Raw genomic sequence first — 26155 nt, 5'->3', positions numbered from 1 at the left:
TCGTTTTATGAATGCCGGGAATCAGAACGTCCGCTGGATCGACAGCGAGACGAAGTCGCGGTCGCCGTGGAAGTTGTCGTACGAGAGCTGGGGCACGGCGGTGTTGTAGCGGATGACCGAGCCGGGCGAGCCGATGTAGTGGGTGTAGTTGATGCTGGCCTGCCAGGTCTTCTGGTACTCGCCCTTCACGCCGATGCTGATGTTGCCGCCATGCTCGGCCGGGAACAGCGCGCCGTTCACCGACGAGCGTCCGCTCAGTCCGTAGCTCACGCCGATCGGCACCTGCAGGTCGAGGCCGGGCAGCACCTGGAAATACTCGGGCTGGAAGATGAACTGGAGCGCCGTGGCGTCGCGCGTGGCACGCGGATCGAGCTGGCTGGCGTTGTCGGTGATCTTCAGGCGGCGGTTGAACGCGAATTCGCCGATGAAGGAGGCGCCGTCCCACATCTCGTTGCCCGCCAGCACGCTGATCGCCGAGAGGTTCAGGTGCAGCGTGCGGCCCACGGGGAAAGCGGCATTGCTGTCGCCGTCGGCCGTCGTGTTGCCCGGCAGGATCACGGTGTTGCCGCTGGCGACGAGCGGCATGTTGTCGCGGAAGGAGAGCTCGCCGGCGACGTTGGTCTCGCCGACCAGCGTGCTGAAGCTTCCGCCGATCGCGCGGATGTTTTCCGCGAACACCTGTACGTAATCGCCGATGCTGCCGTTGCGCGGATTGACGCCCGGGCGCAGGTAGAACTGCGGCATCTTGTCGTGCCATTGCGCGGCATACACGCCGTACTCGGTGTCGCCGGCCTTGAACTTGAGCTGCAGGCCGCCCTGCCCCGAGTCTTTCGCGTCGATGTCCTTGCCGCGGTGCGTGAACACGCCCGGCCCGAGGATCACGGTCTCGCCGCCCTCGTCGACGAAGTCCGCGAAGCTGAAGTAGGAGCCCGCCGCGGGAAGGCGCGTCTTGCGCCATTCGGCCTGGTAGTAGGCACCGATGGAGAAGCTCGGGCTGATCTGCAACTGCGCGGCGACCTGCCCGATCGGACGGAGGATCTCCTTGAACTGCGAGTTCGGCACCGACAGCGCCTTGATCAGGTCGAGCGAAGTCTGCGCGGCAGCGATGCCGTTGCTGCCGAAGAACAGACTCTCGCCGTAGAGCTGGGTGAAGCGGCCGGCCTTGAGGTTCAAGTTCATGTCGCCCGGCGTGAGGTTGGTCCACACGAAGGCGTCGAGGAATTCGGCCTTGCGGCCGTGCAGGTCGCGCGTGTCGTCGGTGAATTCGTCGTAACGTGCCGAGCGGGAATTGACCAGCGCGCCGCCGAGCGCCCCCGGGTTGTCGTTGCGGCGGTTGTAGACCTCGTCGTACCAGGCGGCGCCGCTGACGCGGAAACCGACGTTGCGCTTGTAGCGGAAGTCGAACTCCGAGAGCAGGTCGATGCGGTTCGAGATCACGCCGCGGTCGAAGTTGAGGTCGCCGTCGTTGGTGTTCGCCTGCACGCCCAGCGAGTTGTCCGCGACGCTCGAATCGGCACCGCGCAGGCGCGCTGCCGCGCTGTACTTGACCGTGTTGTCCCACGTCATCCGAATGTCCGGATTGCCGCTGTCGATCTGGAACGCCAGTGCCCCCTGTGCCGCCGAAAGGGCCGCGAGCGCACCGATCACCGCAGTGGCAGCCTGCTTCCTGCGGACAACCGTGACGCCGCGCTGCGCGGTCTTCTTGATCCCCATGTCTTCCTCCGTGAACGATGACCTTGATGGCTCTTGTCGCGACGCCTGCCCGGTGGGGTGGGCGATGCGCCTTGTGTGCAGGCAGGAAGTTATCGGGGGCGAGAGTTACCGTCCAATACCATTAATTGGCAACGACAATACCTTCAAGGTATCGTGTCGGCGACGCGCTCGGCGCACGCATCCGGGGAAGACATGGACCTCAGACACCTTCGTTACTTCATCGCCGTGGCCGAGGAGGAGAACATCGGCCGCGCCGCCGCCCGGCTGCACATCTCGCAGCCGCCGCTCACGCGCCAGATCCAGCAACTGGAGGAAGAACTGGGCGTGCGCCTGTTCAACCGCACGCCGCGCGGCATGGAGCTGACGCAGGCGGGCGAACTGTTCCTCGACGAGGCGCGCAACATCCGCTCCGTCGTCGAGCAGGCGACCGAACGCACCCAGCGCGCGGGTCAGGGAAAACTCGGACGGCTGGACGTCGCGATCTTCGGCTCGGGCATCCTCGGCACGATCCCGCGGCTGCTCCTCGCCTTCCGCAACGAGCATCCCGAGGTCAAGATCGTCCTGCACACGATGACCAAGGCGGAACAGATCGACGCCCTGCGCCAGCGGCGCATCACGGTCGGCTTCAACCGCATGCTCGCCCCCCTGTCCGACCTCGCGACCGAACTCGTCGCGACCGAGCCGCTGCTGCTGGCCGTGAACGAAAGCCACCCGCTCGCCCGCGAGGAGTCCGTGTCCTTCCCGATGCTCGCCGAACATCCCATGGTGCTGTTCCCGACCGGTGTCCGCCCGAATTTCATCGACAAGGTGATGCGGCTCTGCGAGGAAGCCGGCTTCGTGCCCCATGTGTCGCAGGAAGTCGGCGATGCCGTCACGGGGGTCGCGCTGGTGGCGGGTGGCTTCGGCATCTGCCTGGTGCCGGAATCGGTCACGGCGCTGACCCTGCCGGGCGTGGTCTTCCGCCCGCTCCACGACACGCCGCCCAACTGCCGCATCGACCTGAGCTGCCTGTACCGCGCGGACGACCAGTCGCCGATCCTTTCGGAGTTTCTGGAGACCGTGCGCGCATACCGCGAAACGCAAGTTTCCGTGCAGTCTTCCGGCATCCGAACGGAAATCGCCTGGGATGCGGGAATCTGAGAATGGGGAGCGCCAGAGGGAAAGCCGCACAGGGCCCCCGGCTCGAAATCCGTCACGCATGCGAGAACTTCACCACACCGCTCCTTGCGGCGAAGGATGCATGTCTTCCGCGCTGCGACGCGAACCCCGACACCAGGCGGAGCAGGCGCGGCTGCATCAAGGATGGTGTACCGCTCGCCCCCCGGGTTGTCTTCGAAGACAATAGCGCCTTTGTCATCCACGCCGACCGGTTTGCGTTTCCGTGGCAGCCGCTTGATCAGACGGAGATCGGAAATGGATGGCGACAAATGACGGCAATTGCGCGCAAACGGCGACATCAAGAATTATCAAGGCATTGAATGAAAAGAATTTCAGCAGCTGAATCGGGAGGCGGACAGGTGACCGCAGAGCACACCCCGATGATGCAGCAGGGCAAACGTCAATAACGGCGCAGCATTGCGCCTAGCACATCCTTTCACTTACGCCGAAAGCTACGCTGCACGGTCACCCGTGCGAATCAAGCCCCGGAACCATGGCGACCGCCAGATCCGACACGGGCTGCCGCTTCTTCCGCCTCCGGTCCTGCATCGTCGCGAGATCCAGCCGCCAGTGCCCGGCGAAATCACCCGCCGTCAGGTACTCCGCCATCGGAACCACGTGGGCATCCGTCCGCGTCGCGTAGAGCGTCTTGAACCCCTCGTCGCGCAGTAGCTGCGCCAGAAGCCACATGTGCCCGCGCGAAATCTCGCCGCACAGGCCGATCAGCTTCGCGACCGTATCGGACATGCGCACGATCTGTGCGATGGCCTTGTACGGTGGCTGCGGGCCTTTCGGGATGTGGTCGATGGCGCGAACGGTGGCTGCGCCCCATTCGAATGTCACGGCTACCGAGCCGTTGTCGATGCTCTTCATGCCTCACCTCCGTGCGGGGCTAGTACCTGCAGATCACCGTGATGGACGCGCCGTCAATGGCGTCACGCAGCGTGATCCTGTCCTGAATCGTAATCGTCGGGTCGAACAGCGGACGAATCCCGGGCCGGCAATCCCACCTTGGCGCTGGTGGCGGCGGTGAGGTAAGCGTTGAGCAGCCCGACAGCAACAGCGAGGCCACCAGCAACAGCCTTCTGGTCGTCATGGCTCATCTCCACCGGTACGAAGTAGGCGACGGCGCCGAGCAGTCCCATCAGTGCATTCAGGAGCAGCTGCCGGTTTTTCCAGACTGCCGGGTCTGTCAGGCTGCTGCCGTAGCGAAGGGCCGCGAGAGCGGCGAGCATCTTGTTCATGGGTCATACCCTCCAGAAAGCGCGCCACAGCATCCGCTGCCAGGCGCACAGGATTCGCAGATTGCTGGCCGTGACGCTCTCGAATGCCTCGTGCCAGCGACAGGCGTCGGAGACGGCCGGCTGCTGTGGTTTGATCGGAACGACGTTGAGTTGCATGGCTGCCTCCCTATGCGGCAACAATGCCGCGCTCGTACTTCACCCCGGCCGGCCCAAATTTGGCCGTCAGCACGTCGCCGCGCGCCCGCTCCCCGACTCGGGCGATGCCGACGTGCACCCACGATCCTTCGAAGATCAGCTGGTCGAGGACGATGCCCGCAGCCTGTATGGCTCGTGCGACCTGTAGCGCCGTCATGCCGCGCACGACGATGTCGGCCGCGCGGCCGTCCATGTGGGCGCTGGTGCGACTCCCACCGATGCGCTGGTTGAGCGCTGGCGACCGGTAGCCGCTCGTCACGGTGACGGTGCGATTGCCGACAGCTGCGCGGATGCGCTCGAGCGTCTCGGCGAGCCGCGCAAGGTTGATCTGCACTGAGCCCCCAGGGATGTTGTCGAGGCAGTGCCGTGCGGCTTCCTGCGAGAACAGCAGCTCTTCCAGGCTGAAGTGGGTCGTGAGCTTTGTCCTACTCATCGTCGCCACCATCCAAAGCGGGAATTCCCGCTTTCGCCCGCGCGATCTGCAGGTGCTGGTACTTGAACCAAACGTTGATCGCGTGCCCGATCACCATCGAGAGAACCGCCACAATCAGCCCGCCGATCGCCGCTAGTTCGTTCGCGGTGAGCCCGAGATAGATCGCATTGCCGGCCGCGGCCAGCGTTGCCGTGTTGGCGGTCTTCGTGAGCACAGTCCCCGCCCCTGCCTCTGCGGCCATGCCGGAGCGAGGGGCAAGGCAGAGGAAGATCGCCACCACCCCAACGATCGACGGCGGCAGGACGATGAGCAGTAGATGCATGATCATGAGGCTCCCTTTGCGAAAGAATCAGTTGGCAACGACCTTCAGCGCCCCCGGCGGGAAGTTCGGCGGCAGCGCGCCGAGCGGCAGAGTTCGGACGGCGGCGAGCGGGATCGTCAGCAGCGTATTGCCGGCTGTCAGCGCGTCCGCGAGAATCACTTTCTCGGCGTCGATCCAGTCGGTCGTCGGGCTCGCCCACTGGACGTAGTCGGCGTTGCCGCTTCCGCCCTCGTCGGTCGGCGCGGTCCATGCGGCGGTGCTCGGGCCGATCGCCTTGCGGACGTAGTCGGCGCCCGCGACTTCTGCGCCGAGGCCCGCGCCGGCGACGCTGGTGAGCAGGCCGGCGAAGATCGCCGCCGGAGCCGTCCATTCGCCCGTGCGCAGCAGGTGCGTGCCGATGGCCTCGATGAGGGCGTCGGAGAGGTGGCCGCTGAACACGAGGCGCAGCTCGCCCGCGGCGAAGCTCGTGGCCGGTGCGCCGCTGCCGATGGTGGTCGGTGTATCCAGCGCACCAGAGGCGAGGCAGATGCCGCCGGTCGAGGCGTCGCAGATGCCGAAGTGCGTGACGTCGCCCCATGCTGCTGTCGGCGCAGGGAACGTCACAGCTGCGGCATTGGTGAAGGTCGTGTCGCCTCCGACCGGGAGATTCCACGTCGCATCGCTCGGGCCGCACGCGACACGCGCGTAGCTGCCGCCGGTGACCTCCTGCGCGAGGCTGCCGGTCTCGCCCGGGTCGGCGGTGAAAAGCGCGACGTAGAGCGCCAGCGGCTTCGGCCAGGCGGTCGCGCGCAGCAGGTGGCTGAGGATCGCGGCTTCGGTGTAGTTGGATAGGCTCATGTCGTGATCGCCTCAGAAAAGCAGGAAGAAGTTGCCGGTGCCGGGGGTAGCAACGGCGCCCGCGAGACGGCCGCGCGGGGCTACGTCGATGCGGCCGGTGGCGGAGAGGTGGGTGCCGGTCCAGAGGTCAGCGGTGCCGGTGATCGCTACATTGGCGTCGCCGCTCAGTGATGTGCCGAGCTTTAGGTCTGCGACGCCGGCCAGGCTGACGGTTGTCTCGCCTGCGATCGGCGTTGTCAGATCCTCCGGCACGTTGAGGCTGAGCACCTCGACCGCGATCTGATCGAGACGGGCCAGCTTCGGATCGGTGCGCAGTACCTCGACCGCGATCTGCGACAGCAGCGGATCCGGGTCCGGGCTACGCAGGACCTCGACCGCGGCTTGGGTCAGGAGGGCGGCTGTCATCGCATCAGCTCACGACCTCGGCGCCCGCCTCGAGCGCATTGATCGCCGCGGTGAGCCAGGCTGCTCCGGTCGCGGGGTCCGCCTCGTGGATCGACGAGCTGTAGAGGTAGGAGGTCGACGGAGCGAAGGTCTGTCCGCTCGCCTCGCTGCTGCCAGATCTGATCAGGTTCTTGATCGTGCAGGCGCCGGCATCGGTCTTGGAAACAGCGTTATTGACCTGAATGCCGAGGATGGCGCCATTAACCGAGAGATCCTGCAGGCCGAGCGTCTCTTTCGTTCCGGCCGCGCCGCCAGTCAGGTAATCCGTCGTGTTCGGCGCGGTTTCATCGACGAGCGCTGCGTGATCGGTGCCCGTCGATGGCGTCCAGGACTGATGCGTGCCGGCACCGTTCGGGAAGATGGTGTCGATACGGACATCACCAAGGAAATCGTTATTCGTCAGCCCTGCCGAGTCGCACGCGTAGAAATCGTCGAATAGGGAGATGTGCCCATTTGTTCCGGTATTGCCAATACGCACTGCATTGACCGACGCATTCCCGGCGTTTCTAGTATCAATACCACTCGCGGAGAGCGCAGGAACACCGTTAATCCGAAGCTCGTAGGCGCCAGTCGTGTCGTGTATGGTGGCTTTGAATTCGACATAGGCATAACCGGACGCAACGGCAATTGAAGTGGTTGTCGTTGCTATTACTGTCGATCCAAGCAGGACTGAAATCATCCCAGTCGACGCATTGTGTCGCAGAGCGAGATGTAGCGTCGCGCCGTCCATCAGCTCAAACATGTTGCGATCACTAAAGCCTGCCGTGATCGGACTAAAAGCAAACCCGCAGATCAGAGTGCCGACAGAAAATGGCAACGTCTTCGATACAAACCCTGATCCGGCTGCACTCTTTAGTGCATTCCCCCCCCTGCGTCCTGTACCTTCCTCAATTGTCGCGCCGTTGTTAACAGACCACTTCTTTACAATGTCTGCGGTCGCGTAATGGTCGAACCCATCCATGAAAAGCAGCGCCATGATCAGAACCCCCGCTGAAGCGCCACGACGTCATACTTCGCCGCGGATGCGTTGTAGATCAGCCCGACGCGGTCGAGCGCACCGCCGGCCGTTGAAAGCGTGATGGACGGGAGATCGGTGCCGTAGCGCACGTTCGCGCTCCAGGTCACGGCGCGACCGCCGGTTGCGTCCTGCTTCAGTTCGAGCACGCACTTTTGCCCGTCTGCAGCCCCGGCCAGCGTGATCGTCGGATTGCCGGCGAGCGTGATGCGGATGACGTCGGCGTCAGCGAAGTCGGCGGTCATCGACGCGGCGTAGGTGACGCTCGCGATCTCCGGGATGTACGGCTTCGCACCTGCGCTTGCAGCCGCTGCGATGGCCTCGAGGATGGCGTCGAGGGTTTCGTAGGTCGCCCCCATCGCCGTCGAGTCCTGCGCGGCGATCTGGTCCGCTGCGCCCCACACGACCTTTGCGGTACGCGTGATCGCGCCGAATGCCGAGCCGGTCCAAACGACGCTGTAGAGGGCGTCCGTCGCCGACGTGTTGCGCACCGGCGTTCCAGTGGCATCGGCGCTCACGTAGTAGGTCGCGGCAGCCAGGCCGTTGAAGTCGATCGTCGCGGACGCGGCGCGGGATACCACGAGCGCCGCAGCCGGCAACCACGCGTAGCCGGCCTGAACCGTCAGGATCGTGCTGGCGCCGGTGCATTTGTAGCTGTTGGCGCCGATCACTGCAGCGGAGGAGCCAAAGAGCGCAGGAAACGCGGCGCCGAGCGAGACGGCTGCGCCGAATCCAGCGGCAAGCGACTGTCGTACGCTCTCCGCCTCCGCTTCCAGCGCATCCGCGTTGCTGTTGTGCTTTGCGACGTAGTTGGTGTCGCCGTTGGCGAACCGGAGCAACGAGAGAGTCATCAGACTTTCACCTCAATCAGCGCGCCACCTTGAAAGATGCCGGTGGCGCCATAGGGAGCGGAGCCGTACCCGCCGGGCAGCGTGGCGAGTTCGGCATAGGTCAGGGGGCGGGCATCCACACCGAAGGCCACGGTCGGGCCAATAGCGAACGTGCCCAGATCGACAGAGAACCGGTCGTAGCGGCCCGGCATCTCTTTGCTGAATCCGACAACCTCGAATCTCCCGTCAGCCGTGCGGCGCAGTCGGCAGGCGTTGCCCGGCTCTGCGTACAGGAGGTCGTGATTCGCGCGGGCGAGCGGAACATTCTTCAAGACCTCGCCCTTGGCGCCTATATCGACGTCGACCGCGTAGATCAGCGCGACGCCGTCCGTGACCAGAAGCGCAGGCCGCGTCAGAACCTTGCCGTCGAGATCGGTCTTGTTCGCGTTGATCTGCGCTTGCGTGATGTTGGTCAGGAGACTCATGCCGCGAAGCCCTCCAGTTCGAGCACGGCCGGCGCGCCGGGAGACAGGTTGCGCCGGTAGCCGGTGACGTAGAGTCGGGCGCCATCTGGCGTGGCGATGATGTCGCCGGGCTCGATGCGCGGGTCGTCGACGATGGTCATTCCGTAGGACCGCGCCGAGCGGGCGCGGTAGATCAGCTCGCGCGCGGCGATGGCCTGAGCGTGGGCATCGTTCTGCACAAGGTCGGTTTCGATGATCTCGGCCGCCTCGAGCCATTCCGGCGCGGCCGGGTCGTATGCTTCCGTCGTGTGGCGGGCGTGCACGAAGTCGTAGGGGGTGCCCCACACCTCATAGACGCCGGTACCGATGCTGGCCATCGTCAGTAGTACGCCGAATTCGAGGCCAGCGGCGATTTGTTTGCCGAGGGTGGCAGTCGGCCCGCCGAACGGCGGCGCGATATCGGGTATTGCCCAAGCGATCTTGAGCCCGAGGAAGGCGCCGATCAGGCCCGGGACAAACGCGGACGTCGTGAGCGTGATCCGGCCACCGGTGTGCGCCGTCTGGTCGTAGTCCTCGTCGCAGACGGGCAGAATCCCAGAGTTCGCGCTCTGCTTCACCACGAGCCGAGTATTCTTCGCGCGCTGGGTGCGGTCGTCGGACCAATAGACGTCCTGCCGCTGGCGCAGCTGGAAGAATCCGGCCGTGATGTTCGCATTGGCGAGCGCTTGATCCTGCTGTGCGACCTCGGTCAGCAGCGGGTCGAGCCACTTCACTTTCAGGCTGCTGATCGGCGGGCGCGAGCGGGATCCGGTCACGGAGACGATACGGTCTTCGGTGATGGTTTGGTCGGCCGCCCGGGTGACGTCGCGGCTGCGCGCCTTGAGCCGGCCGCGCGCGTCGATGAACGGCGACAGGCCGGCGGGCAGTAGCAGCGATTCAAGCATGTCCCACGCCGACAGGTCGGCGATCTGGACATTGCTGTGAGGCACTGCATACAGAATCGCCGGGAGATCGATCTCCGCCTCGGTCAGACCGCATTCGTCCGCGATGTCCCGCGCGATAATCTCCAGGCGCGTCGCCATCGGATAGATGTCGGTCACGCGCCGAACGCTGCGCCAGAACGGGAAAGCGTCGCGGCTGCGTGCGGTGATCGTCATGGAGCGCTCGCCAGACTGTAGGCGGTAGTCGTTGATTCCCTCCACGATGCCGACGAAGATGCTCACGCCGTTTTGCGCGATCTTCAGCAGATCGCCGGATGCCGGCTGGTTCGCGCCATACAACTCGGAATGCCACGACAGGCGGAGACTCGCCTCCTGCGCCGTCTGGCTTCCACCTGACACGAACGGCGAGAGGTCGAAGCCCCCTCCCGCCGTTCCGCTCACGATCTCCGCGAGCGTCGCGCTTTTGTAGAGCGTTACCGTCACGGACCGCAGAGTGTCGGCGGAAAGTGCAGAGCAATCGATCCGCATCAGCTCACCCGATCGATGATCCGCATCCGCAGGATCACGCCTTCGGTGACGAACGAATGCCGGCGCGAGATCCAGTCGAGCGTTACCTCCTCGCCGCCGACCTCGAGCCCCACCATCGCAACCTTGAATCCCTGCGCGCTGGTGTAGTTCGGCCACCACTCAACGAAACCGTTATCCGGGTCCGGCGGGTTCTGCCAGAACAGCAGCAGCGCGCGAACGTGGGCTATCTTCGTGGCGAAGGCCGTCCATTGCTCCGTGACGGTGACATCGCGGATATGCCCGGTCATAAGGGTGTTCGACGCGCCAAGCAGGGTCTTCTCGCTCGCCCAGATCGGGGGAACGATTAGATCGCCGTCGATGTTGGTCCAGTGGTCCGGCTGGTGCTCGTAGTCGTAAGTCCCGAGCGTCGGGTGAACGAGTCGCCCGCGACCCGTGCCGCCGGCCAGGGCCGGAAGAATCGTGACGGTCGCAGATTCGACGGTCGAAGCGCCTGCCCCGATCGTGAAAGACGCGGATGCGGTCAGAGTTGGCATGGAATATCCATCGAAAGGGAAAGCGTGTCCGAGCCTGCGGAGACGGCATCAACGACCGCGACACCCTCCCCTGCGCCATCCAGCGCGACGACGTTGCGCGGCGACGACAGCGCGGGGCCGACGACGCTGACGGAGACGGCCGACGGGATGCCTTCGCCCATGTCGCCGACGGCCTTCACGAGCACTGGCACGGATTCACCTGCGCGCAGGCGCTTCAACGGGATCGGCGTGCAAAGGTGCGTGGCAACGGGGCGCATGGAGAAGCCGACGGCGCCGACCTGATTCGTGTAGCCGATCGGTGCGGCAGGTTGCTCGATCGCGGCGAGACGGCGGTAGCGCTTGTCCCAGGCGATGCGTGCGTTGGCGCCGCTGATGCCGGTGAGCTTCACGGCACCCATCCAGCGGCCGGTCATGTAGTCGAGCAGGAGCACGTCGCGCGTTTCGGTGAGGACATAGCAGCGCGAGCCTTCCTCGTGGCAGATATCGCGCGGGCGACTCGGCGGGATGATCGTGTGCAGCAGCGTGCCGGTATCGAGCGCGCGAACCTCGATCGTGATGGCTGTGTCACGCGTCATCACGATGCGGTTGCGCATGCGATCGACGAGCACGGCGCGGAACGTGATTGCGCCGTACGTTGCCGGCAGCAGTTGCGTCCCGCTCGGCTGGTAGTCCGGGCCGAGCAACTGCAGCGGCCCGGTGACAAGCAAGAGCCACAGCTCGCCGCCAGCCCCCTGGTAGACGTCCTGCGCGTAGTAGCTTCCGGGCGTGTCTGCGCGACGCAGAAAGGCGCCGGTTTCGGCGTCGAACTCCCAGCGGTAACGACCCCAGCCGGGCCACCATCTCTGTCGCGTCCAGCCAGTAACAACCAGCGCCCCAGAATCTGCCAGCGCCCCTTCGTCGGCTGCAAAGTAAATCCCGTCGACGCGATCGATACACTCGAAGCCGTCGGCGCCGAGGATGTCCTCGTTGTAGCTCGCGCTCGGGATTAAATGTGCCGTGCCGGCCATCTCCGCAACGGTGCGATGCGGGATCAGATCGCCTTCGTAGGTCTGGCAGAGCATCAGATGGCGACCTCCGCAGTGATGTCGATCGCGGCGCTGGCGCCGTCGAGCGGGGCCTGGTAGTAGGTTTCTGCGTAGCCGTCGGCGTCCGTGTAGCTCGCCGCCTGCGTGAGCGCGCCGACTCCGGTCAGCGTCCAGGCGACGACCTCGCCTTCACATGGGTCAGAGTTCGCGCCGAGCACGCGCGCCGTAATGCGGGTGCGCAGTCCTGCGGTGATCGTGGCGTCAGGCGCCGGGGGGCTCACGCTCGCCGGCCGAACGGTTGCCGCCCACACGCGCAGCTCGAGCGTCGAGCCGACATCGTGCAGGGAGAGATAGACGCCGTGCAGCGCACTCCACCAGATCCCCTTGCAGGTCAGACCGATGGTCTGGATTGCACCGCGAAAGGCCTTCGCGACCCAGTCATACCGCACGACACGGCCGTCAGAGGTGCCAACGATGATCTCGTCGCGCAGCGTTCCCCAAGACAGCGATGCGGCATTCGCGAGGCCGGCGAGTGAGGCTTCCGCAACCCATCCTGCGGACAGGTCAAGCGGCTTCCAGTCGATGCGCCCGCCGATCGGGTAGATGTAGCGGTCATGCAGGCGCGCGTAGTTGTGCCCGAGCGGCGACGGAGTGTCCGACGCGAACTGATCGCTCTTGTAGAGCGTCACGCCGTCGATATCCCACTCTCCGAACGTCCCCAGTTCATCAGCGAGACCGTGCCACCGTCTACGACCGATCGGGTCGCTGCCCGTCCCGATGAGGGCGAGTCCGTATGTGAGCGACCTGTCATCGATCACCGAATATGCCGCCCCGTCAAGCTGCACGACATAGACGCCTTCGTTGATGATCGGCAACACGAGCCCACGACCGTCGATCCAGATCGGGGAGCCCGAGATGCTGTCGCCGACAGCAGCTGCGGTCAGCTTGTTCGTGACCGCGAACGGCCCGGCGAGCAGTTCAAGTGCCATCGTCAGGCCCCGCACTCAACGGTGAACGTCACACTCCCGGCGCCAGCCGGAACGAACCGTGCGGCAGCCTGCCCGTTGTGATCGGTCATGCCGGACAGCGGCGTAAGTGCTCCAAGGCCAGCGAGCGTCCATTTGACGACGCGATCAGGCGTACCGGAGAAGACGACGAGTGCAGCCTGGCCGTCGCGGATCAGCGCGGGATAGGTGCGAATGCTCATCAGCCCCCCGCCAGTTCGCGCGCGAGCCAGCCCTCGACCCATTCACGCATCGTCATGTTCGCCATTTCGGGGGAGATCACAGGGCGAATAACTGTCGGCTGCTGGCCCCGCTGCCTGCCGCTTTGGCCTTCCATGTACACGCCGAGTTTGCCGTTGGCCATGCGCTTCAGCGGGAGCGCCGCCTCGGGGCCGGCCTCCCCTGCCACACCGTTGCGCCAAGCGCCGCCCGAGGCGAACCGGAAGTACGTTGGGCGATCGAGCACCTCGCCATTTCCGAATGCGCCGCCCTTGGCAAACGGCTCAAGGTCTTTGCCTGCGAAGGCGTTCCCGAGAGCAGACGGGACAGGGGTGAAAGACCGCTCAGAGACCGGAGCACCCCCACCGAGGCCCGTGAGGAAGCTCAGGCCGGCACCGAGCAGACCACCTCCCTGGCCGCCGCTCACGAGACTGCCGAACAGTTTCTGCGCCAGTTCCGCCGCCAAGGCTTCGGCGATCATGCGCCGCACGACACGCGCAAAGCCGTCGAGCATGCCCTCGATCCCCTTCGAGAACGGATCGAAGAGGAAGTCGGCGAACGCGTCCTGCATGTTGCGTGCGGCCTGCTTGGCGAATTCGTCCATCACGCCGGTTGCCTCGTCCGTCTTGGTCGCGACGTTGCCGAGAACATCGTTCACGGTATCGCCGTACTTCTTCATTGCCGCTTCGCTTCCGACGAGTCCGAACCTGCCTTTCTCGTAGGCTTCTGCGAGCAGGAGCATGTCCGCGCGCTGGCGCTTAAGCGAAGGGGATTCGAGAAGATCGTTCAGGTCTGCCTGCTTCTTCGCAAGACGCTCCGCCCCGTTCGCAGCGTCGAATTCAGCCCGCACGAGGTCGCGGTAGGACTCGGGCATCCGCTCCCATTCCGGGGAGTTCGCGATCTCGAGGAAGGCCCGTTCAGATTTCGTCAGCTCAGCGCCGGCCGTGGCGGCGTCGAGCTGGATGTCGCGGAATCGGGCGATGGCGTCTTCCGCAGGCTTCACCGCGGCTTCGACGTCCTTCAGGAAGTCGCCGAGTACGTCTTCAGCCTTGAGGGCTTTTGCGGCCTTCGGCGTGCCCGTGCTGCCGATCGGCGGCAGCTTGATCTGGGTCCGCGTGCCGCCCTGCGCCAGCCGGTCGAGGCGGTCTGCGTTGTCCGCGGAGATGCCGGCCTGCGCCTGGATGCGCTCCTGCGCTGCGAGCACGTCGCGCAGATCGCGCAGACTGGATCCGCGCACGCCGACCATCATCCCGATCAGCCCGCCGGGGAAGCGCTTCTCCCATTCGTCGGTCTTGGCGATCATGCGATCGACGTCGGCGATGCGCTCGCGGATGTTCGCGCCATCGCCGACGCCCATCGACGCGTTGATCTGCGCGTTCAGGGTCGATGGGAGGTTGCCGATCTCCCGGTTCGCCTCCAGCGTGACGCGCAGCAGTTCATTGATCTGCGGAATCAGGCCGTTGCCGATCTGCGTCGCCGCGCCGTTCGCGAGGGTCTGCAGGCGGTCGAGATTGTCGTTGAACTCCGCGGACTGCTTCGCCATCTCCGCGGTTATCGGGTTCAGCCGCTGGCCTTCCTCGATCATCCCCTGCAGGCCGGCGCGCCCCTGCGCGAGCAGCGGCACGAGGGCGGCGTAGGACTTCCCGAGTAGATCGTTCCCGACGCGGACTTGATCGGCCTTGGAGAGCCGCGGGAACACGTCGGCGAGCTGCAGCAGCGCCTCTTCCGCCGACTTGGCACCGATGCCGAGCGAGCGGAACAGCGCCGTGCTGGATTTGTCGCCGGCGGCGACTTCGGAGAGCCGCTTGTTCAGGTTCTGGAGACCCTTCTCCAGTTCCTCGGACGATCCGCCCGAGAGCTTCATGGCGTAATCGAGGCCGTTCAGGGTTTCGACGGCAACGCCCGTGCGCTCCGAAAGCTCGTCAAGGCGGTCTGCAGCATCAACAGCGCCCTTGACCCACACGGCGAACTGCGAGGCCACGGCGACACCGCCAAGGCCAGCCAGCGCCGTGCCGACGCCTGCAAACGCCTTCGCCATCTTGTCGGCGTTGCGCTGGGCAATCTGCGCCGCCTTGCCCATGTCGCGCTCGATGTTCGCGAGCCGGGCATTGATGTCGATGGTCAGTGTGGCCAGTGCCATGTCATTCCCTGTTCTGGTTCTGGTGGTCCCTGATCGCGACCAGCTGTGTGATCAAGGTTTCCACGTCGGACACGCCGAGCATTTCGCAGACGATGGGGAGTGCGGCCCAGTCGATGCCGCCCATGAGGTTCCATGCGCGGATCGCGAGGCCGACTCCGGGGGGTTGCTCACGTGGCCGGACCTGCTCGGGCAAGTCCTGCGAGTCCAGCCACGCCGTCAGTTTTTTTGCGCTTCCTCCAGCGCGGCGACGTGCGCCTTGAATGCCTCCATGACGCGGTCGATCACCGGACCGTAGAGGTCCGGCCGGTCGCGCAGCCATTCGGCGCAGGCGTCGGCATCGAAGGTCAGCGGGTGCGGGTCGCCGCCGGGGACGATGTCCATCTCGCGGACCTTCTCCCACCCGACGACGGCGGAGGTGAAATCCCGCGTGCGCGACATGTCGGCCATCTCCACCGGCGTCGGCCGGCGGACGATGAACGCGAAGTCGGCGACCTCGACGCGCGCCTCGCGCGCGCGCCGCATCTTTTCGAGGAGCGCGCTCATGATCAGGACGCGTAGTAGTTCGGACGACCGAACATCGTCACGACGGCGCCCGTCGTCACGAGCTGCTGCGCCGCTCCGCCGGGCAGCAAGGTCGCACCGACGTAGCCGGCAAAGACCATGATCTGGCCGCCGGTGCCGAACGTGAATTTGAAGGCGCGCATGTCCTGGCCGTCCGATGCGGACTTCATCGCCACCAAGCCGGCGTCCGACACGTCCCAGATGTTGTCCATCGTGAAGTTCGACGGGTTCGCAATGCCAGGAATCTGCGTGCGGACGTTGCTGTGGATCGTGGTCGTGTCGATGAAATCGAAATCGCCGCCGGACGCGGAGATCGTCGTCGCCGTGGTGATCGACGTCCCGAAGGTGATCTTCTCGGCGGTGCCACTGGTGAAGGTGTCGAAGTCGGTCGTATTGACGCCCTCGAGCTGGAACGTGTCGGCAGTGACGCCAGCGACGCGCGCGACCATGCCGTCGATCTGGAACATGCCCTGCGCGGTCAGCAGGACATAGTCGCCGTTGCTGTAGCCGTGGGCAGTCGAGGACGCGACGCCGGGGTTCGCCTTGGTCACGGCGGTGACGGTCTTCGCGGCAGCGAGGGCCGACTGCATCGCCACTGCCACATTGCTCCATTTACGTGCGGTTGCCATTTTTGCGGGCTCCTGAAACGAAAAAGCCCGCACGCGGCGGGCAAAAAAAATCCCGCCGGAGCGGGATGGGTCTGGGGTGTTGCTGGCTTACAGGGCCAGCAGGGTTACATCGATCGTCGTGGCAAACAGCCCGGCTTCCGGGTCGAATCCGCCGGCGCGGCCGGTCGGCACTTCCTTCGCTGCGACCAGCGCGGCATTCACCGCAGCGGCGACGGCATCGGCAGATGTCCGGGTCTTCCCCCAGCACTCGACGCGCATCGAGGCAAATTCGCCGTGCGTCGTGCCGTGGATGGTCCCGATCGGCTCGGTCCCGGCGCGCGTGAAGACGACGACCGGATAGGCTGTGCCTTCGGGCATCGCGTCGGGGTAGATCCGCGTCGAGACGAGCGCCGTCAGGGCCGCATGGCCGGACAGGATCGTGTAGAGGTCGGATTCAGCGGACACGGGATGCCCTCTCGTTCAGCTTCTGGATCTGCGGGACAACGGACTGCATGAACTTCGCGATGGCAGGCGGCCCCTTTTCCTTTGCGGCATTGGTCATGAAGAACTTGCCTTCAACGAACCCCACCGGATGGCGCCGACGGCCCGTTATCGACTGCAGGTTGTACTTGCGCTTCCGGGTGACGATTCGCCCGTTGACGAGTCGCTGCTGATAGACGGTCGTGCCTGTACCGGCCGCTGCGCTTCGCGGGACAATGTTGTGACCGAACTCCACCCACCACCAGTAATAGGGATCATTGGGGTTTTGCGACCCGCTGAATCTCTTTCCTGCTGCCGCCTGCGAAGCCTTGAACTTCCGGATCTGCATCGCCTTCAATGGGCGAACCGAAACGAAGACTCCCTCGTTGCCGTCCTGCCGCGCGAACTTTGAGGCACGCACGGAAATGGCCCGCTTCACGGTGCCCGGCTTGCGCGTCTTGGTCGCCGTCCGCAGCACAGGGGCCTTCAGGCGCGCTTCCGCCTGAATGACCTTGCCGGCCTCGCGCAGCGCACCGCGCACCGCCTTCGTGCGGATCGTCTTCGCTGCGCCAGCGAGCGCCCGCTTCAGCTCCTCGATGCCTTCGAGCTGTACCGTGACGCCGTTCATGCTGCAGTCCTCACGCCCGAGATACACATCAATTCGAGGTTTTCCTTCCGGGTATTCACGTCGATGACGGAGACGATATCCAGCGTCAGCGACCCCCACACGACGCGCATCTCGCGCACGACGCCCGTCCGATACCGGATCGTCACGCGGTGGTCGGTCGCGTCCTGCATCTGCGCAGCCGCGAAGAATTCGCGGCCGCGGATCGGTTCAACGCGCGCCCATACGGTCGCAACATCAACCCACGAAACGACCTCCTCGCCGATGCTGTTCCGCGTGACGGACTTCGACTGGAGGGTGACGCGCTTGTCGAACTGGCCGGCTCCGAGTCCCATCAGAACACCCGGTAGCGATCGAGGAGTCCGTCGCCGAACGGCGTGACGACCATTTGCCGATCGGTCGCCGCCTCGCGGTTGCGATACCAGTGCCCGACCTGCAGAAGAATCCACTGCTTCAGAGCCTGCGGGCAGGATGTGCCGTAGCCGGCCGTGTAGCGCACCGTCACCGCGTTCTCAGTGTCGCGCGGCGTCGGCCATTCGGTGTCGAACACCGGGACGACGCGGCCAGGTTCGAGATGCGTGTCGAGGGTGTAGGCACTCGCATCCAGCGTCTGCAGCACGCCGGCCGCATCGATGTACTTAACGTGGGTCACGGTCGCGATGGGCGGCCACAGCAGCTCGATCTCCCGCGATGGGAAGGCGTCGAGCTTCAGCTCCCACGTCGCCAGCGCGATCGACCGCCCGGTCTGCTGCTCGCACATCTCGCGCGCAGCGGTGATCATGATTCCGAGGTCGACGTCGTCGTCCGTGCCGTCGATGCGCAGGCGCGTCTTCGCCTCGGCAACCGTGACAGGCTCGGTCGTCGTGCTGATGAGTCGGGTGGTCATGTGTGTGCGCTCCTCTGCAAAGAAGGCTCCGAAGAGCCCTCTTCACGCAGGGGCCTGAAATCAGGCCGGCGGGTTGGCGGTGGGCATGAGGTTCGGGCAGACCACGCACACCGCTGCCAGCAGCGCAGCCGTCGCGTTGTTCGCAGGCGTGATGGTCAGGCGGGTGTAGCGCTTCACGCCCTTGTAGCCCAGCTTGAAGCACTTGTCGTCGTCGCTCTGGATGAAGCTGGCGAGCACCTCGGTGCCGAGCAGGTCAGCATCAGCCACCGCCGTTGCGCCGGTCATGTCGGAGGCGTCCGACTCTTCCAGCAGCGTCGTGAATTCGGCGCCTGCATCGCCCAGCGATCCTGTCGCGATGAGGTACACGGCGGCATGGGTGTTCTGGTGATCGATGATCTGGCCGACTTGTGCGGTGTTGTCCGCGACCGAAGCGGGCGACAACACGCGCTTCACGTTGATGCAGTTGAAAAGTTCCATGATGTTGATTCCTTGAAGAGAATGAGGTGGATGGCGCCGCCGGAAAGCGGCGCCGTGCCGATTAGGCGGAGAACTTCAGGAACTTGATGGCCTCGAAATTGACCGCGCCACCACCGGTCCGCTTCGTGCTGTAAAACACCACGTACGGCTTGGCGGTGAAGGGGTCGCGCAGCGTGCGGATGCCCATGCGATCGACGATCTGGTACGCCTCCTTGAAGTCGCCGAGAGCGAGAGAAAGACTGTCCGTAGCCAGCGCGGGCATGTACTGATCGATGCGCACCGGGTATCCATTCAGGCGATCCGGAGTTCCGGCCTGCATGGAGGGCTCCCACAGATAGCGGTCGGTCGTCGCTTCCTTCAGCTTGCGGATCTTGGTCCGCACCTCGCGACGCATCACGAAGTTCGCGTTCTGCAGGTACTGATCCTTGAATGCACCGATCAGATCGTGCAGCGGGTCGCCCTTGGTGGTTGCATTGAAATCGCCGTTCGTCCCAGTCTTGACGTGCTCGAAGGTGCCCCACGAGCGACTGGAGTCGGCAGTGGCGGCCGTTGCGTAGGACGCCAAGCCCATCGGCTTGCCGGCGCCGTTGCCGGTCCAGAATGCCGTCCCTTCAACGCGCGCGAACTTGTCGGCGATCTTGCCGGCAAGCCAGGCTTCAACATCGGTGGCGGCGTCGTCGAGGATCTTCTGCGACGCCTTGGGCATGGCGTACATCTCGAAGGCCTCGATCTTCCACTTGCCCACTTGCGGCGTGGTCGTATCGGAGCGCGTACCGAGTTCAGACACCCAGCCGGCGTCGGCTTCGTTGTTGTCGACGATGCCCTCGATGTCGTTGGTGCTGATGGTCTGCACCGATGCGATCTGGCGCATCACCGACTGCTCATAGACCTTGCCCACGACGCGACCTATGGTGGCGTGCGGCAGGAAATAACCGCCGTCCGGATCAGAGCCGGCCTGCAGCGCCTTGCGCTCATTCGACTCCAGGTTATCGACCGGCACGCCGGCCACCAGCTTGAAGAATGCCGACTTATAGAGTCGGTAGCCCTCGGCATCGAATTCAGCCGGGACCGCCTTCCCCTTGCTCGCGCAGTCGGCGCGCAGGGCGATGTTGAAAGATTTCAGCTCGGAGGCGAAATCCGCTTCGGCCTTCACTTCGCTGTCGGTCTTCGGGCGGGCGAGTTTCTTCTCGATGGCATCGAACTGCTCTTTGAGGTCGGCGAGCTTTTCCATGTCGGCGCTGATCTTGGCGAGTTTGGTCTCGAGATCTCCGACAGCCTTCCCTTCGGCTTTCGCCTTCAGGATCTCGTCGTTTGTCTTCTTGAACTCGGCCCACGCCTCGCCTTGCTGGTCGATGATCTTTTTGATCTCGATCAACTCAATGTTGCCGACGACGCCGAGCAGCGCGAGGCTTGCCATGATGTCGGGCGAGAAGATGGGAACGCCAGCCATGGCGGAACCCATGGCCAGCAGAAGGACGGCAGCAATGCCGAATTTGAAGTGCGTTGCTTTCATTTTTGCGGTCTCCAGAATGAAAAAACCGCCTTGCGGCGGTCGGTTTGGTTGATGCTGTTGGCAGGCTTTCAGGCCAGCGCCGCGCCTCTGCGCCGTAGCGCTTCGACGATTTGCTGCATGTCGCCCCCATCAGAATCGCTCTGTCCGAGGCTTTTCACCCTGGCGATAAACGCCTTGGCTTCCGTGCGGCTCAAGCCTGCCTCACGCAGGTATTGCTCCGCGGATTTGAGATCTTCCAGCGTTTCGATTTGCCCCTTTACCGACGACACGCGCGAGGCGTCATTCATCGGGAAGGTGACCAGCGAAAGCTCGATCAGATCGGCTTTCTTGATGGTGCGCACGCCCGTGACGCGGTCCCAGCTGTCGTCGCGCACCCGGTAACCGATCGACAATCCGCTGAGCGCCCCCATCTTCATGAGTTCGTACGCTTCGGCGCCGCGTGCCGTCTTGAGGGCAAGTTGCCCTTTCACGCGCAAGCCGACGCTGTCTTCTTCCATCGATGTATAGACGCCGATCGGCTCGGCCTGGCGGTGCTGCCACAGCATCGCAGGCATCCTCCCGGCGGACTTTGCCGCCGACAGCGTTTCGGTGAAGGCGCCTGGCGCGACGATGTCACCGCCACGATCCTCGATACTGAAGACCGAGCCGTACCCCTCGAATGTGCCGCTGTCGCCGGTCGCCTTGAGGTCGTAAGCGAAGTCGATGGTCTTGGTAGTCATGGTCTCTTCCTTCAGTCCGCAGGGGCGGGGTCTGGCTGGCTTCCAGTGGGCGCGTGCAATGCCGAAGCGTCTCCGCCCATCGGATTGAATTCGAGTAGTGCGCGGATCTCGTCCTGCGTCAGCACCTGGCGAGTACCTCCGGCGCCGAGCATGCGGGCGAAGAATTCGCCCTGATCCTTCATGGAGCCGCGAAGCAGGCCGGCGGCGACAAACTTGAAGTACAGGCCCTGCTTGCGCTCCTTCTCCGTGAGCAGGCTCGCGTCAGCCGATTGCTCGATACGGGCATACCACGGGCTCAGCGTGTGCACGACGTGCTGGATCTGGAACTGCTCCGCGCTGGCGTAGGTTGGCGCCTTCTCGGTATGGAACACCATGAACGGCGATACGCCTGCGAACCGGCAAACCTCTTCGATCTGGAAGCGACGCGTCTCGAGGTGCTGCGCATCCATTCCGGTCATGGTCGTGGCGAGCCACTTGGCGCTGCGGTCCAATACCATTGGAGCGCCGACGTTCTCCCGCGCTTCCTTTTTCAGCCAGGCGACCAGCTTCGCCTGCTGATCAGTCGAGAGGGTCCCGTCCACGGAATAGACACCAGACGACTTGACCCCGTTCGCATGCAGACCGGCATGACTTTCCTCGGTGGCAATCGCCAGGCCGAGCGCCTCGCGCGCCAGCTTTAGGACATCCATGCCAGCGTAGCCGATCCAGGACGAGCCGCGGACGTGCCAGATCTGTTCCGCAGGGAACAGCAGCACCTGCCCGTTGCGGAGCGAGTATTTGTACTGCGCCGGCCCGAACTCGTCGGGCTGCTCCACGCACATTCGGCCCGGATCCAGCAGAATCATCTCCGCGATGCCGCTGGATATCCGATTCTTCCATGCGTACGCGTTGCCGTGCATGGCGTGGATCACCAACTGCTCGCGAAATTCGAAACTGGTCTGCCAGTCGTTCGGCTTCGTTGCAAGCAGGTCGTACAGCGGCATGTCGCGCGCGGGCTTGATCTTCGTCAGGCGATCTTCCTCGGACTCGCGGAACAGTTTGAACGGCACCTGTGCACATCCCTGCGAAACAACCTTCACGCAGGCGAACCACGTCGCCACGCGAAGCGCAGTGTCCAGGTTGATCGTCGCGCCGGCCTTTGACGATCGGCCAGACTTGGCGATCTCCGCCCACAGCGCAAGCGGGTCACTCGCCTTACGCTCCAGCGCTCGCGAAAGGAATCCCATTACCGACGGCTCCCAAGCACGCCCGCGGCGATCCCGAACAGCCCGCCTATGATCCAGCCCGCAGGCGCATACACCATCCATGCACCGTAAGAGACGGCCACGGCCCCGGCGGCCATCAGTGCGTCCGGACACCAGTCGGCCGCCACGGCGATCAGCTTTGCTTTCATGCGGCCACTTCCCAGAATGATTTGCCGGCAGAGGCCGGATTCAGCGCCATCAGCGACACCGCGTCGAACGTGGCCATCAGCGGATCGATCTTGGCTTTCCCGCTGGCCTGCTTCGTGATCGTGATCGCATTGCCCTTGTCTTCGATGCGTGCATTCCCGACGCACCACGCCATCAGCGGCGATGCACCGTGCAGCATCTCGCCGCCGGCAATCTTCCGCTCCGTCGTCTTGATCGCGCCGTTGAGCTTCCAGCCCTGCGAGACGGCGACGATCTGCTTGCGGTCGATGCCGCGCTCATCGGTCAGGAGCTCGTCGACGATGTCGCCGATCCCCGCCGCATCGACGCCGATCGCGTTTTCCTCGGGCAGCAGGCCCAGGTCGCGGATGCGGCAGACGATGTCGGCGACGGCCACGACGTCATCGCCCGGGCGCTCGACGATGGTCAGGTCGCCTTGTGCTTCGAAGTCACGCAGCCGCGGGGCAATCTCTTGCCGGCGCTGCAGGACGATCCGGTGCGCCCACGCATGCGCCCAGTGCAGCCACTTTCCTGTTCCGCTCTCGCGGCCTACTACGGAGAGCCCGAGAAGGTCATCCAGGCCACCGCCGTCGATGCCGACCACAGCCACTTCGCAGCGCGCGAGCAGGCTGTCGAGCGTCAGGCCTGACTGCCCTGCGTCTTCCCAGAAGTCGGCACCAGCCCATCGGTCGGACTGCAGCGCGAGGCCGATCTCGACGTTCGCATGCTTCGCCATGAAACCGCGGAACGATTCCTCGCCGCCGGCCTGTGCCTTGCGGAACTCCCGCTCGATGAACTCGCGATCAACCGAATACCCGAGGTTCGGATTCACCATTGGGATGTTTTCGAGCAGCAGATGTTCTTTCCGCTCGACCATCTCCGGCGGGTGCTCGAAGATCACCGGCACGAAGCGCGGGTCGTCGATCTTCCCGTCGCGCACGTCCCGGGCGTACTGCAGCTTCTGCTTGAACACGCCCGCCGGCGGATCGTCCGACTGCGTCGTCAGGTAGATGACGAAGCCTTCTGGCCGCGACGCCAGGCCGCCGATCGCCTCGCGCAGCATGTTCTCGGCGTCGGCCTGCTTGCCGAAGAGCCACAACTCATCGACCAGCGTGCCGACCGACTTCTTCCCGCCGACCGTATTGCTGTCGGCTGCGACGACCTTCAGCATCGCGCCGCTCTCGCGGTGCGTGATCGTCTTGATGTGTGTCTGAACGTGCATCAGCGCGTCCAGGTCGTCGTCCTTCTGCACCATGTCACGAGAAGGGGCATAGCTGTTGTTCGCAATCTCGATCGTCGGCGCGAGGATCGCGAACTCGGCCGACTGCCGCCAGTTCAGGATCAGCGCCGTCATCATGATCCCGGCCGCAATCGTGGACTTCGAATTCTTCTTCGGCAGGCAGATGAACCATTCGGTGATCACCCGCCGGCCGCTCTCCGGGTCGTAGGCGCCGAAGATCGACGCCACCAGGTCGAACACCCACTGCGCGCACGCCTCGCCGAAGGTCGGGCTGCCCGGAGCATCCACGATGCGCAGCTCGCGAAAGATCGCAAGCGCCTGCTCTGCCGTCTCCGGGAATACCGGCGGCGGGATGATCGATCGGCCCGAGCGCAGCCGCTCCGCCCAGTCAGGGCAGGAGGTTTTCCATTCCGGCATGGTCAGCGGTTATTGACGACCAGCTTCGGCGGCAGTGCGGAGGCGAACTTCCCGGCCGCCTTCTTCGCCTTTTCGGCCTGCTCATCCTTCTTGCCGCCGTCGTGCCGCTTCGTGTGCGTGTATTGCACCGCCGCGATGGCCGCACGAACCTGCAGCGAGGTCGCTTCGGTCTTGCCGAGGGCGATGTCCTGCAGAAGCTCGAGCATGTCCTTTTCGCCCTGCTGGATCGGGACGGGCTTCTTCTGCTTCGTGCTCGCCACGTCGCCGTCGACGCGCTTCTTGGGCTTACGGCCGGCGCCAGGACGGGCGCCGCCGCTCCTGCCTTTTACTCCGGCCATTTGATTGCCCTTTTGAAATGGGGGTTTGATTCCGTGCGTGCGAGGGAGCGCGGTTTCCAGCCTAACAGGCTGCAGACTTTTACCCCCCCCTACCCCTCGCTGAGTTCTCGCGCGCCGTCTTCACCTTGTGGCAGTCGCCGCACAGCGACTGAAGGTTGCTGTCGTCGTCAGCGCCGCCGTCGGCCAGCGCCACAACGTGATCCACCTCCGTTGCAGCAGTGACAAGCCCGAGCTTCTCGCACTCGACGCACAGCGGGTGCTCGCGCAGCCAGCATGCTCGACGCTTCATCCATCCCGAGCCGCGCTGCCGTGGCGTTGCACCGATGCGCGGGAGCGTCTTCATCGTCCCACCGCCGAGCGTCTGGAGCCTCGGCTTGAGCGTCTGGAGCCTGCCCATCAGTGCCGCACCACACGGCGCATGTAGTCGCAGATCTCGGCGGTCAGCACGTCGAGTGCTTCCTGCTCGGTCTCGCCGCCTCCGCAGATGTCCGGAAGGTCCGGACAGGTAGCGATCCACTCGCCGTCTTCCGTCTCGTGCAGCCAGCATTCCGCGTGATCGAGCTGCATGGCGCCACCTCGCGATGTATGGGTCCGGGTGCCGGATGATGCGTCTCACGACGACTGCAGGCCTTCCACCTGCTCGGATCGATCAACCTCCTTACGGGGTGATGCATCCTGGAACTGACGTAGTCGGCTTGACTGTTCCGATTAAGCGATCGCCACTCGCACGCTACCTGCTCCCATACGGGTACATCCGCAGCAAGCCCGGCCTTCGGATGGAAACAAAAAAGCCCACGACCTTTCGGAGGCGGGCTGCATCGGGACTTCTCCCGTGTATCTGATTTCGGCTTATACGCTGATCGGAATGCACAGTCAATAGACGTGGATGTTTCTGTCAGGCGATCCAGTTCGACCCCGGCTGCATCATCATTTCGATCTCGACACGCCGGGAGAGCTGCCGCCTGACGTCATCAATGCCGGTTGTCTCGATGTTCTCGACTGAAAGCCTTTCCACAATCATCCCGGTTTCAGATTCAAGCTTCGCCAGTATCGCGGCGATCTGCTTTTCTGCCTCAATGATTCGACGGTTCGTATCCATCACTCTTCCCCCACCATCCCGCAATTCCGCAGCCTATCATCGATCGCGCGCTGCGCCTTGGCCTCGATCTCCCGCATGCACTTCTGCACGCGCTGGTTCTGGTCGCTCACCGTGTTCCGATGCACGCTCGCGATATCGGCGAGTTCGTCCAAGCTCGCAGCCTTCCGCCCGAATGCCCGCATCACGAGCGCCTGGCGCAGCCGATGGTGCGACACGCACCCGGCGAGGGCCGCGCGCATGGCGTAGGAGGTCAGCCACTCGATGGCGCTCGACCACTCCCGGCCCGCCGTCTTCCCGCTGCAGCAAGCCCGGCCGCAGTCGCAATCCTCGAAGGCCGGCGCGAAGCGGGCGGCGATCACCATCTGCTGCTCGACGGGGAGCTGCCCGACCTCCGCGCGAACGAACCCAGACTGCCCGGCGCCGTCGAGCCCGACGAGGCCCTTTCCGCTGCCGATAGCGCCGCGCATGAGCTTGGACATCGGCGGGGCGTCGTACTGCTGCAGGGAGTAGTTGTACGCGAAGGTCAGCGCCGCGTGCGTGCTGTGGAAGACCGGGGCGAGAGATGTGGTCATCGGTGGGGGCCTGTCGTCGTTGTTGGGGCGCAGATGGAAGGGGTTCGAGCCTTATGCCACGCACAAGGGTCGTGCATCGGATGACGCTCAACGCACCGGCAGCGCTGCACGCCATGTGTCGTGCGCTGCTCCAGGTTCCGGCAGTCGCGGCATCCGGGCGGCGCTG

General features: G+C 64.6%; 36 protein-coding genes. 1 reads left to right on the top strand and 35 read right to left on the bottom strand.

Going from position 1 to position 26155, the window contains the following annotated elements:
- Positions 1 to 21: 21 nt before the first annotated feature.
- Positions 22 to 1713: a DUF1302 domain-containing protein gene (locus tag U5817_RS10135; RefSeq protein WP_407280627.1), complete on the bottom strand. Its 1692-nt coding sequence runs from the start codon at positions 1711 to 1713 to the stop codon at positions 22 to 24.
- Positions 1714 to 1905: 192 nt separating this feature from the next.
- On the opposite strand from U5817_RS10135, the gene U5817_RS10130 reads away from it, so the two are divergent.
- Positions 1906 to 2853 (top strand): LysR substrate-binding domain-containing protein, encoded by a 948-nt coding sequence (locus U5817_RS10130; protein ID WP_407280626.1) that lies wholly within the window; start codon positions 1906 to 1908, stop codon positions 2851 to 2853.
- 483 nt (positions 2854 to 3336) lie between these two features.
- Here the strand turns inward: U5817_RS10130 and U5817_RS10125 are convergent, their stop codons facing one another.
- The 34 genes from U5817_RS10125 to U5817_RS09960 form a co-directional block, all read right to left on the bottom strand.
- On the bottom strand, positions 3337 to 3744 hold the full coding sequence (locus tag U5817_RS10125; protein ID WP_407280625.1) for a hypothetical protein: 408 nt from the start codon (positions 3742 to 3744) through the stop codon (positions 3337 to 3339).
- 62 nt (positions 3745 to 3806) lie between these two features.
- On the bottom strand, positions 3807 to 4115 hold the full coding sequence (locus U5817_RS10120) for a hypothetical protein (RefSeq protein WP_407280624.1): 309 nt from the start codon (positions 4113 to 4115) through the stop codon (positions 3807 to 3809).
- Between the two features lie 3 nt (positions 4116 to 4118).
- Positions 4119 to 4271, bottom strand: coding sequence for a hypothetical protein (locus tag U5817_RS10115; RefSeq protein WP_407280623.1), 153 nt, complete (start codon positions 4269 to 4271; stop codon positions 4119 to 4121).
- A 10-nt stretch (positions 4272 to 4281) separates the two neighbouring features.
- A complete protein-coding gene (locus U5817_RS10110) occupies positions 4282 to 4743 on the bottom strand; it encodes a D-Ala-D-Ala carboxypeptidase family metallohydrolase (protein WP_407280622.1) in 462 nt (153 codons plus the stop codon).
- Positions 4736 to 5065, bottom strand: a complete 330-nt coding sequence (locus U5817_RS10105; RefSeq protein ID WP_407280621.1) for a hypothetical protein — start codon at positions 5063 to 5065, stop codon at positions 4736 to 4738. Before U5817_RS10105 ends, U5817_RS10110 begins: the two co-directional genes overlap by 8 nt.
- A gap of 27 nt (positions 5066 to 5092) precedes the next feature.
- A complete protein-coding gene (locus U5817_RS10100; protein WP_407280620.1) occupies positions 5093 to 5902 on the bottom strand; it encodes a hypothetical protein in 810 nt (269 codons plus the stop codon).
- A gap of 12 nt (positions 5903 to 5914) precedes the next feature.
- Positions 5915 to 6307 carry a hypothetical protein gene (locus tag U5817_RS10095; RefSeq protein WP_407280619.1) on the bottom strand — a complete coding sequence of 131 codons (393 nt, stop codon included), beginning with the start codon at positions 6305 to 6307 and terminating at the stop codon, positions 5915 to 5917.
- 4 nt (positions 6308 to 6311) lie between these two features.
- Positions 6312 to 7322, bottom strand: coding sequence for a hypothetical protein (locus tag U5817_RS10090; protein WP_407280618.1), 1011 nt, complete (start codon positions 7320 to 7322; stop codon positions 6312 to 6314).
- Positions 7323 to 7324: 2 nt separating this feature from the next.
- The gene (locus tag U5817_RS10085) at positions 7325 to 8212 is read right to left on the bottom strand and encodes a hypothetical protein (protein WP_407280617.1); all 888 of its coding nucleotides are present in this window, start codon (positions 8210 to 8212) and stop codon (positions 7325 to 7327) included.
- Positions 8212 to 8676 carry a hypothetical protein gene (locus U5817_RS10080; protein WP_407280616.1) on the bottom strand — a complete coding sequence of 155 codons (465 nt, stop codon included), beginning with the start codon at positions 8674 to 8676 and terminating at the stop codon, positions 8212 to 8214. The genes U5817_RS10085 and U5817_RS10080 overlap by 1 nt, the downstream gene beginning before the upstream one ends.
- Positions 8673 to 10124, bottom strand: a complete 1452-nt coding sequence (locus U5817_RS10075; protein ID WP_407280615.1) for a hypothetical protein — start codon at positions 10122 to 10124, stop codon at positions 8673 to 8675. Before U5817_RS10075 ends, U5817_RS10080 begins: the two co-directional genes overlap by 4 nt.
- On the bottom strand, positions 10124 to 10657 hold the full coding sequence (locus U5817_RS10070) for a hypothetical protein (RefSeq protein ID WP_407280614.1): 534 nt from the start codon (positions 10655 to 10657) through the stop codon (positions 10124 to 10126). Before U5817_RS10070 ends, U5817_RS10075 begins: the two co-directional genes overlap by 1 nt.
- The gene (locus U5817_RS10065) at positions 10645 to 11718 is read right to left on the bottom strand and encodes a hypothetical protein (protein ID WP_407280613.1); all 1074 of its coding nucleotides are present in this window, start codon (positions 11716 to 11718) and stop codon (positions 10645 to 10647) included. Before U5817_RS10065 ends, U5817_RS10070 begins: the two co-directional genes overlap by 13 nt.
- Positions 11718 to 12671 carry a hypothetical protein gene (locus U5817_RS10060; RefSeq protein ID WP_407280612.1) on the bottom strand — a complete coding sequence of 318 codons (954 nt, stop codon included), beginning with the start codon at positions 12669 to 12671 and terminating at the stop codon, positions 11718 to 11720. Before U5817_RS10060 ends, U5817_RS10065 begins: the two co-directional genes overlap by 1 nt.
- A gap of 2 nt (positions 12672 to 12673) precedes the next feature.
- Positions 12674 to 12889 (bottom strand): hypothetical protein, encoded by a 216-nt coding sequence (locus U5817_RS10055; RefSeq protein ID WP_407280611.1) that lies wholly within the window; start codon positions 12887 to 12889, stop codon positions 12674 to 12676.
- The gene (locus tag U5817_RS10050) at positions 12889 to 15045 is read right to left on the bottom strand and encodes a hypothetical protein (RefSeq protein WP_407280610.1); all 2157 of its coding nucleotides are present in this window, start codon (positions 15043 to 15045) and stop codon (positions 12889 to 12891) included. The genes U5817_RS10055 and U5817_RS10050 overlap by 1 nt, the downstream gene beginning before the upstream one ends.
- Position 15046: 1 nt before the next feature.
- Entirely contained in the window at positions 15047 to 15169 is a 123-nt protein-coding gene (locus U5817_RS10045; RefSeq protein WP_407280609.1) for a hypothetical protein, read from the bottom strand.
- A 92-nt stretch (positions 15170 to 15261) separates the two neighbouring features.
- A complete protein-coding gene (locus tag U5817_RS10040; RefSeq protein WP_407280608.1) occupies positions 15262 to 15588 on the bottom strand; it encodes a hypothetical protein in 327 nt (108 codons plus the stop codon).
- 2 nt (positions 15589 to 15590) lie between these two features.
- A complete protein-coding gene (locus U5817_RS10035) occupies positions 15591 to 16235 on the bottom strand; it encodes a phage tail tube protein (RefSeq protein ID WP_407280607.1) in 645 nt (214 codons plus the stop codon).
- Between the two features lie 87 nt (positions 16236 to 16322).
- Complete coding sequence (locus tag U5817_RS10030) at positions 16323 to 16679, bottom strand: DUF3168 domain-containing protein (protein WP_407280606.1); 357 nt, start codon at positions 16677 to 16679, stop codon at positions 16323 to 16325.
- Positions 16669 to 17322, bottom strand: a complete 654-nt coding sequence (locus tag U5817_RS10025; RefSeq protein ID WP_407280605.1) for a hypothetical protein — start codon at positions 17320 to 17322, stop codon at positions 16669 to 16671. The genes U5817_RS10030 and U5817_RS10025 overlap by 11 nt, the downstream gene beginning before the upstream one ends.
- The gene (locus U5817_RS10020; RefSeq protein ID WP_407280604.1) at positions 17319 to 17654 is read right to left on the bottom strand and encodes a phage head closure protein; all 336 of its coding nucleotides are present in this window, start codon (positions 17652 to 17654) and stop codon (positions 17319 to 17321) included. The genes U5817_RS10025 and U5817_RS10020 overlap by 4 nt, the downstream gene beginning before the upstream one ends.
- On the bottom strand, positions 17654 to 18205 hold the full coding sequence (locus U5817_RS10015) for a phage head-tail connector protein (RefSeq protein ID WP_407280603.1): 552 nt from the start codon (positions 18203 to 18205) through the stop codon (positions 17654 to 17656). The genes U5817_RS10020 and U5817_RS10015 overlap by 1 nt, the downstream gene beginning before the upstream one ends.
- Before the next feature lie 60 nt (positions 18206 to 18265).
- A complete protein-coding gene (locus tag U5817_RS10010) occupies positions 18266 to 18682 on the bottom strand; it encodes a hypothetical protein (protein WP_407280602.1) in 417 nt (138 codons plus the stop codon).
- Positions 18683 to 18743: 61 nt separating this feature from the next.
- A complete protein-coding gene (locus U5817_RS10005; protein WP_407280601.1) occupies positions 18744 to 20195 on the bottom strand; it encodes a phage major capsid protein in 1452 nt (483 codons plus the stop codon).
- Between the two features lie 68 nt (positions 20196 to 20263).
- A complete protein-coding gene (locus U5817_RS10000; protein ID WP_407280600.1) occupies positions 20264 to 20914 on the bottom strand; it encodes an HK97 family phage prohead protease in 651 nt (216 codons plus the stop codon).
- A gap of 11 nt (positions 20915 to 20925) precedes the next feature.
- Positions 20926 to 22140, bottom strand: coding sequence for a phage portal protein (locus U5817_RS09995; protein ID WP_407280599.1), 1215 nt, complete (start codon positions 22138 to 22140; stop codon positions 20926 to 20928).
- Positions 22140 to 22307: a hypothetical protein gene (locus U5817_RS09990; RefSeq protein ID WP_407280598.1), complete on the bottom strand. Its 168-nt coding sequence runs from the start codon at positions 22305 to 22307 to the stop codon at positions 22140 to 22142. The genes U5817_RS09995 and U5817_RS09990 overlap by 1 nt, the downstream gene beginning before the upstream one ends.
- Complete coding sequence (locus tag U5817_RS09985) at positions 22304 to 23980, bottom strand: terminase large subunit (protein WP_407280597.1); 1677 nt, start codon at positions 23978 to 23980, stop codon at positions 22304 to 22306. Before U5817_RS09985 ends, U5817_RS09990 begins: the two co-directional genes overlap by 4 nt.
- Positions 23981 to 23982: 2 nt before the next feature.
- Complete coding sequence (locus tag U5817_RS09980) at positions 23983 to 24318, bottom strand: hypothetical protein (protein WP_407280596.1); 336 nt, start codon at positions 24316 to 24318, stop codon at positions 23983 to 23985.
- A gap of 79 nt (positions 24319 to 24397) precedes the next feature.
- Positions 24398 to 24715, bottom strand: a complete 318-nt coding sequence (locus U5817_RS09975) for an HNH endonuclease (protein WP_407280595.1) — start codon at positions 24713 to 24715, stop codon at positions 24398 to 24400.
- Positions 24715 to 24885, bottom strand: a complete 171-nt coding sequence (locus U5817_RS09970; protein WP_407280594.1) for a type II toxin-antitoxin system HicB family antitoxin — start codon at positions 24883 to 24885, stop codon at positions 24715 to 24717. Before U5817_RS09970 ends, U5817_RS09975 begins: the two co-directional genes overlap by 1 nt.
- A 328-nt stretch (positions 24886 to 25213) precedes the next feature.
- Positions 25214 to 25417 (bottom strand): hypothetical protein, encoded by a 204-nt coding sequence (locus tag U5817_RS09965; protein ID WP_407280593.1) that lies wholly within the window; start codon positions 25415 to 25417, stop codon positions 25214 to 25216.
- Positions 25417 to 25989: a hypothetical protein gene (locus U5817_RS09960; RefSeq protein WP_407280592.1), complete on the bottom strand. Its 573-nt coding sequence runs from the start codon at positions 25987 to 25989 to the stop codon at positions 25417 to 25419. The genes U5817_RS09965 and U5817_RS09960 overlap by 1 nt, the downstream gene beginning before the upstream one ends.
- Between the last annotated feature and the right edge of the window lie 166 nt (positions 25990 to 26155).

This window comes from Aromatoleum evansii, assembly GCF_045689615.1.
In the GTDB taxonomy this organism is placed as follows: domain Bacteria; phylum Pseudomonadota; class Gammaproteobacteria; order Burkholderiales; family Rhodocyclaceae; genus Aromatoleum; species Aromatoleum evansii.
The sequence above is the reverse complement of the archived record's forward strand: the minus strand, read 5'-3'. Positions and strand labels throughout refer to the sequence as shown.